The sequence below is a fragment of the Parabacteroides faecalis genome (assembly GCF_022809355.1).
GTDB classification, from domain to species: Bacteria; Bacteroidota; Bacteroidia; order Bacteroidales; family Tannerellaceae; genus Parabacteroides; species Parabacteroides faecalis.
The window spans coordinates 48,666-55,205 of sequence record NZ_JAKZMM010000029.1 but is presented as its reverse complement, the minus strand read 5'-3'; the positions used below and the strand labels follow the sequence as shown (position 1 = coordinate 55,205).

At 39.8% G+C, this 6,540-nt stretch carries 7 protein-coding genes; 5 read left to right on the top strand and 2 right to left on the bottom strand.

The annotated features are described in order from the left end of the window. Positions 1-426 precede the first annotated feature (426 nt). The 3 genes from rsfS (at position 427) to MUN53_RS11730 (ending at position 3,800) form a co-directional block, all read left to right on the top strand. Positions 427-786, top strand: a complete 360-nt coding sequence (gene rsfS, locus MUN53_RS11740; RefSeq protein WP_022455831.1) for a ribosome silencing factor — start codon at positions 427-429, stop codon at positions 784-786. 29 nt (positions 787-815) lie between these two features. Continuing rightward, positions 816-2,843, top strand: a complete 2,028-nt coding sequence (gene ftsH, locus MUN53_RS11735) for an ATP-dependent zinc metalloprotease FtsH (protein ID WP_243325562.1) — start codon at positions 816-818, stop codon at positions 2,841-2,843. 120 nt (positions 2,844-2,963) lie between these two features. Beyond that, positions 2,964-3,800 carry a phosphatidate cytidylyltransferase gene (locus tag MUN53_RS11730; protein WP_243325560.1) on the top strand — a complete coding sequence of 279 codons (837 nt, stop codon included), beginning with the start codon at positions 2,964-2,966 and terminating at the stop codon, positions 3,798-3,800. Here MUN53_RS11730 and porT read toward each other — a convergent pair. Continuing rightward, a complete protein-coding gene (gene porT, locus MUN53_RS11725; RefSeq protein ID WP_022455834.1) occupies positions 3,787-4,488 on the bottom strand; it encodes a type IX secretion/gliding motility protein PorT/SprT in 702 nt (233 codons plus the stop codon). The genes MUN53_RS11730 and porT overlap by 14 nt on opposite strands. Before the next feature lie 148 nt (positions 4,489-4,636). On the opposite strand from porT, the gene MUN53_RS11720 reads away from it, so the two are divergent. Further along, positions 4,637-4,807 carry a DUF362 domain-containing protein gene (locus MUN53_RS11720; protein ID WP_022455835.1) on the top strand — a complete coding sequence of 57 codons (171 nt, stop codon included), beginning with the start codon at positions 4,637-4,639 and terminating at the stop codon, positions 4,805-4,807. A gap of 111 nt (positions 4,808-4,918) precedes the next feature. Here MUN53_RS11720 and MUN53_RS11715 read toward each other — a convergent pair whose 3' ends face one another. Next, positions 4,919-5,296 carry a DUF3276 family protein gene (locus tag MUN53_RS11715; protein WP_022455836.1) on the bottom strand — a complete coding sequence of 126 codons (378 nt, stop codon included), beginning with the start codon at positions 5,294-5,296 and terminating at the stop codon, positions 4,919-4,921. Positions 5,297-5,580: 284 nt separating this feature from the next. Between MUN53_RS11715 and nusB the strand changes: the two genes are divergently transcribed. Beyond that, positions 5,581-6,507: a transcription antitermination factor NusB gene (gene nusB / locus MUN53_RS11710; RefSeq protein ID WP_022455837.1), complete on the top strand. Its 927-nt coding sequence runs from the start codon at positions 5,581-5,583 to the stop codon at positions 6,505-6,507. Positions 6,508-6,540: the final 33 nt, after the last annotated feature.

The window sequence follows — 6,540 nt, the reverse complement described above, 5'->3', positions numbered from 1 at the left end:
TTGAGTGATTAACAAAAATATGAGTCAACTCAGTATATAAATAAGTTAAACTAGAGTCAACCCCTTTTATTTATAAAGAGATTTTAAGTCAACTAAATCCGTTAAATGACATATTTTATATCGTTCCACCTGGGTGGAACGATCGTATCACAGTTGCGGAACGATCGTATCACCCAGGTGAAACGATCTCTTCACAAGGGTGAAACGGTCTAAAAATATAAACCTACACACATCTTTTTCCTATCAGACAAGAATCATTCCCCCTATTGGTGGAAAGGAAACAAACGAATGAACTTTTCGGGCATCCCAGTTGTTTTTGTAAAGAAAAATGAATTGATAAAAAGAATTTACCTGACAAGATGCCTGAAATAAATTTATTCCAAGTATCTTTGCAACTTTGGAAATTAGAATTTTAGTAAGATAAGAATGGATCAAACACAAGTTTTAGTACAGGCCATCGTAAACGGCCTGCAAGAAAAGAAAGGGAAAAATATTGTTGTAGTTGACTTAAGCTCGATAGAAGGAGCGATTTGCCAATACATGGTTATTGGAGAAGGAAACTCTCCATCACAAGTTTCCACATTATGTGATTCCGTTTGGGATTTCGCCCGCCGGGAAGCCGGAGAAAAGACATTGTCGATCGACGGCGAACAACGTGCGGAATGGATCGGTATGGATTATGGAACCGTAATGGTCCACATCTTTTTACCCGAAAAACGCAAGTTCTATAATCTGGATACGCTTTGGGAAGATGCCAAGATTACAGAAATCCCCAACCTGGACTAATATTGAATTTGCATTTACAAACATAGCATATGGAAAACAATAGAATGAATCCGAATAAACCCAAGGACAACAAACAAAAGATGTTCCGCTTCAATTTCTATTGGATGTACGGAATCATCTTTTTGCTGTTGATTGCGTTGTATATGACCAACGATTCGACCGGTTCTAAAGAAATAGGCTGGACAGAATTCCAAAAGTTGGCCAAAGAAAACGTATTCGACAAGATGGTTGTCTATAACAAAAAGAATGTCGTAGAGGCTACGGTTAAAAGTGATAAGATAGGTATTGTCTTTCCGGGAGAAAAGATGACCGACAGCTTGTCACCTAAAGTATATATTAAAATCCCGTCGGCCGATAAGTTCTCCGACTTCTATGACAATGCAGTATCCGATGATAAAATTGATACGCAAGTAAGCTTCGAGGAAGGCGACGATGCGATGTGGAGTTTTCTCATATCATTTGGCCCTATTATCCTCTTCGTTCTGGTTTGGATATTCTTAATGAAAAGGATGTCTGGCGGAGCCGGCGGTGGTCCGGGCGGTGTTTTCAGCGTTGGAAAAGCCAAGGCTCAGTTGTTTGACAAAGACAACAATCCGCAAGTTACCTTTAAAGACGTGGCTGGTTTGGCTGGAGCCAAGCAGGAAGTAGAAGAAATTGTATCATTCCTGAAGAATCCTTCCAAATATACAGAATTGGGAGGTAAAATTCCGAAGGGAGCTTTGTTAGTAGGTCCTCCGGGAACAGGTAAGACTTTATTGGCAAAAGCAGTAGCCGGCGAAGCGAATGTCCCGTTCTTCTCTTTATCGGGTTCTGATTTCGTAGAAATGTTCGTCGGAGTTGGAGCCTCTCGTGTACGCGACTTGTTCCGTCAGGCCAAGGAAAAAGCTCCTTGTATCGTATTTATCGACGAAATTGATGCCGTAGGCCGTGCCCGTGGGAAAAACGCGAATATGAACAGTAACGACGAGCGCGAAAACACATTGAACCAATTGCTGACCGAAATGGATGGATTTGGTTCGAACAGTGGTGTGATTATCCTGGCGGCAACTAACCGTGCCGATATTCTGGATAAAGCCTTATTGCGTGCCGGACGTTTCGACCGTCAGATTCATGTTGAATTGCCGGATTTGAATGAACGAAAGGAAATATTCGGCGTTCATCTGCGTCCGATCAAGATAGATGACAGTGTTGATGCCGAACTCCTGGCTCGACAAACTCCGGGATTCTCGGGAGCCGATATAGCGAATGTATGTAATGAAGCCGCATTGATTGCAGCCCGAAACAACAAAAAGTTTGTTCAGAAAGAAGACTTCATGAATGCAGTGGACCGTATCGTCGGCGGTTTGGAAAAAAGAACAACGGTCATGACAGAAACCGAACGGAAACGCATTGCGATCCACGAAGCAGGTCATGCAACAATCAGCTGGAAGCTGGAACATGCCAATCCGCTGGTGAAGGTGACGATCGTACCTCGTGGAAAAGCCTTAGGCGCAGCCTGGTATCTGCCTGAAGAACGTCCGATCACAACCCGCGAAGAAATGCTCGACGAAATGTGTTCTACCCTGGGAGGACGTGCTGCCGAAGAACTCTATTCCGGTCAGATTTCCAACGGAGCCAGCAACGATTTGGAACGCGTTACCAAACAAGCATACGCAATGGTCGTTTATTATGGTATGAGCGATAAGTTACCCAACATCAACTACTACGACTCAAGTGGTCAGGAATGGGGATTTACCAAACCCTATAGTGAAAGTACAGCTCGCATCATCGACGAAGAAGTCCAGCAGATTATTTCGGAACAATACGAACGTGCCAAGAAAATTCTGGCCGAAAATGCAGAAGGTCATAATGAATTAGCAAATGTATTGCTGGAACGCGAAGTCATCTACCGGGAAGACGTAGAACATATTTTCGGTAAACGTCCGTGGGCTTCCCGTTCAGAAGAAATTCTCGAAAAAGAGAATAAAGATGATAAAAACGACAAGAAGAATGTAAAAGAGGAGTCACCTGTTTCAGAAACAAGTGAAGAAGCTCCCCAAACGGAAGAAGACAAGTAATAAAAAACAAAACAAATGATTCATCCCTGTTTGATTCGACTGAATTAAACAGGGATTTTTTCTTTCACGTTTCGTTTATATGCCTATCTTTGCACATCAATCATTAAAAAGGAAAACATTTTGAACAATTTCATCAAACGGACGCTTACTGGGATTATCTTTGTTGGAATCTTACTGGGAGCAATATTATACAATGCATATTCATTCGCTATCCTGTTTTGTATCATAACAGGATTTGCCTTATGGGAATTCTACGGATTATTGAAGCACTACGAAAATGCAACATTACGCCGGCTGATCAGTACTGCCGGAGGTATGTATCTGTTCTTTGCCTGCTTCATGAAAGTGCAAGGATTCGCCGGAGAAGAAATCTTCTTCCCTTACCTGTTATTTATCATGTACACACTGATCAGCGAACTTTATACCAAAGCTCCGAATCCAATCAATAACTGGGCCTTTACTTTTCTGGCACAAATCTACTGCGCCGGCTCGTTTTCGTTATTGAATTTCATATCCATTCAGCAAGACCCTGCAACAACATCCAAGATCTATGTACCTTTATATATACTAGCCATCTTTATATTCGTCTGGTTGAATGATACAGGAGCTTTCCTGGTAGGCTCACAAATTGGGAAAAGAAGATTATTCGAACGCATATCACCCAAGAAATCATGGGAAGGATTTTGGGGCGGACTGATTGTAGTTTTATTAGCTTCGCAAGGATTTGCCTGGTACGCTCCTGAAATAAGTCGTATTCAATGGCTAGGACTGGCAGCCGTCGTTGTCCTTTTTGCTACTTGGGGAGATCTGACAGAATCTTTATTAAAACGGACACTGGGAGTAAAAGATTCAGGAAATCTTTTACCCGGTCATGGTGGAATTCTTGATCGTTTTGACAGTGTGCTGATGGCTACGCCTGCCGCATATATCTACATCGAACTCTTTATTCGAAATTAAATGTCAGCGTAACCATACGTGAAGTCGCTTTAGACAAGGCTTCGGTATATTTGATTGTTTCTTGTCCTTCCAGATCCGGACGGTCTTTTACAAGCAAATTCGGCAAACCGAAACTAAACTTCAACTCCGGACATAACCGGAAAAAGGGCAAATAGATATTACAGCCGATACCGAATTCCAACCCATAATCAAAGCCTTTCAGGTATAAAGGATTTCCTCTTTTGCGACCTAAATCCATGGCACCATAAACTCCTGCCGTCAAATAAGGGCGGCAATTGTTTAATCGGAAAGAAGAATACTTCACACTCAACGGCAGCGTCAGGTAACTCGATCGAACAGATGTACGAAACTCTTCACCGGTTTCCTGTTCACGAAACACGAAACGCTTGTCACCAAAGTTAATGGTTGGAATAAAACGCAAATTAAAATAAGGATTGAGGAACATATCACCAATCACACCGACACTGAATCCCGGAGAATAAGTTGGTATTTCCGCAAACCAAGTCTCACCGTTTGTAGAAACGCCGGTATGCGTTAATAACATATCCTGCGCATGAATCCCCACATGAAAACCTAAGTGAAATAACTTATTATCCACATACGGCTGATTCTTCACCTTCTCCCGTTGTCCCCAAACGACTGCTGAAAAACAGCAGAGCACACTTACTATAACTATAAAACGTCTCAACTTTCTTGTTTTTTTATATAACGAAGATACATTGTTTTTATTGCAAACAAAGGGAAAATATAAAAAAATATAGCCTTAGCTATTTTTTTAATCCGAATAATATCCTACATTTGCACGACTAATAGTTAACATTTAAACGTTTAAGAATATGGCTTACGTAATTAGCGATGATTGTATTGCATGCGGAACTTGTATCGACGAATGTCCGGTAGGAGCAATTTCTGAAGGTGATAAGTACAGTATCAACCCTGATATGTGTACAGAATGTGGAACATGTGCAGAAGCATGTCCTACAGAAGCAATTCACCCGGGTGCTTAATTCCGCAAAACAAATAAGCATATATGACAATCATACATGCTTAAAAGAAAATAGGATGTCTAAATACTTAGGCATCCTATTTTTTCATCTTCCTGCAAGGTGAATAAAAGCTTATTCTGCATCGAATTTAATATCCAGCTTAATGTCTGAATCCGTCTCAGCAGGAGCTTCCTTTTTCTTCGGAGCATTTTCTTCCGAACGCGTTACTTCTCCCTTATGAGATTTAACATAGCCGATCACATCCACTAACCCATCCACAAACTTATCAAAGTCTTCGCGGTAAAGAAAAATTTTATGCTTCTCAAAGGTTACATTCGAACTCTCCTTTGACTGGATCTTTTTACTTTCAGTAATCGCCAAAAACAAATCCTCCTTCAAATTTTTCTTTACATCCAGGTAATAAATGCGTTTACCGGCCTTTATGGCTTTCGAATACAGAATTTCTTTATCGCCACCCTCAACAATGTTTTTCTTCTTTCCTTCTTCCATGGCATAACTTTTAAATTATTTCGTCTTCATTCATTATTAACTAAGCTCTGCAAGCCATTTCCTTCACAACATAATAAACAGAGTCTTATCAGTTGTGTTTGACAAGCTCAACTTATTAGGGTGTAAATATGCGCATTTTTTTCTAATCTTCAATCATTTTAACCTAAAAAATAATGGCCAAAAATCAAATTTATAGAAAGAATATCTTTTAAATTCACTATTCCAAAAAGAATCATTACCTTTGCAAACTGAAAATATTAAACACAAAGTAGTTCCTTCAAACAATGATTAACAGAATTTTAATCCGTATTAAAGTCTTACAGATAGTTTATTCATACTATCAAAACGGACATGGTGATTTAAAAGTTGCAGAAAACGAGCTCATGTTCAGTCTTCAAAAATCGTACGACCTATATCATTACTTACTTCTTCTGATGATTGAAGTAACCAATTTACACAGAAGAAATCTTGATATCCGCAAACACAAATTCATGCCGACACCGGAAGACTTAACACCCAATACGCGTTTGATCGATAATCGTTTTATCAAACAATTGGCCGACAATGAGGCATTGAATCAATATGTTGCTGCAGAAGGTATTTCATGGGCCAATGATGAAGACTTCATCAAACAAGTATTAGAACTGATTCTTGCTTCCGACATTTACGCGGAGTATTTGGAAAACAAAGAAGACAATTACGAAACGGATCGTGAATTCTGGCGTCAGATCTTTAAGAAAATCATTTGCAGCAGCGAATATATCGAAGAATACCTGGAGGATAAAAGTATCTACTGGAATGATGATATCGCTATCGTCGAAACATTCGTCCTCAAAACAATCAAGAAATTCAAGGAAACAGAAGGTAGCAAACAGGAATTATTACCGATGTTTAAAGACAAGGAAGACAAAGTATTTGCCACTAAACTGTTCCACCAAACTATTTTAAAGGGAAAAGAATACCGCGAGCGAATCAGCAAACACATGAAGAACTGGGAATCCGAACGAATTGCCAACATCGATATGCTGATTATGCAAGTTGCATTAGCCGAAATCATGACTTTCCCCACAATCCCGACCAATGTATCATTGAATGAATACATTGACATGGCTAAATATTACAGTACACCGAAAAGTGGAACTTTCATCAACGGAATTTTGGATTCCATTGTCAATGAACTAAAAAATGAGAAGCTAATATTGAAAGATTAAATTTTATCATTACATTTGTGTCCGTCAAATACA

Bases quoted from the DNA above. Each gene is read 5' to 3' on its own strand.
- MUN53_RS11715 (WP_022455836.1), bottom strand. From the start codon at position 5,296: ATGGAAGAAGGAAAGAAGAAAAACATTGTTGAGGGTGGCGATAAAGAA.
- rsfS (WP_022455831.1), top strand. From the start codon at position 427: ATGGATCAAACACAAGTTTTAGTACAGGCCATCGTAAACGGCCTGCAA.
- MUN53_RS11720 (WP_022455835.1), top strand. From the start codon at position 4,637: ATGGCTTACGTAATTAGCGATGATTGTATTGCATGCGGAACTTGTATC.
- nusB (WP_022455837.1), top strand. From the start codon at position 5,581: ATGATTAACAGAATTTTAATCCGTATTAAAGTCTTACAGATAGTTTAT.
- ftsH (WP_243325562.1), top strand. From the start codon at position 816: ATGGAAAACAATAGAATGAATCCGAATAAACCCAAGGACAACAAACAA.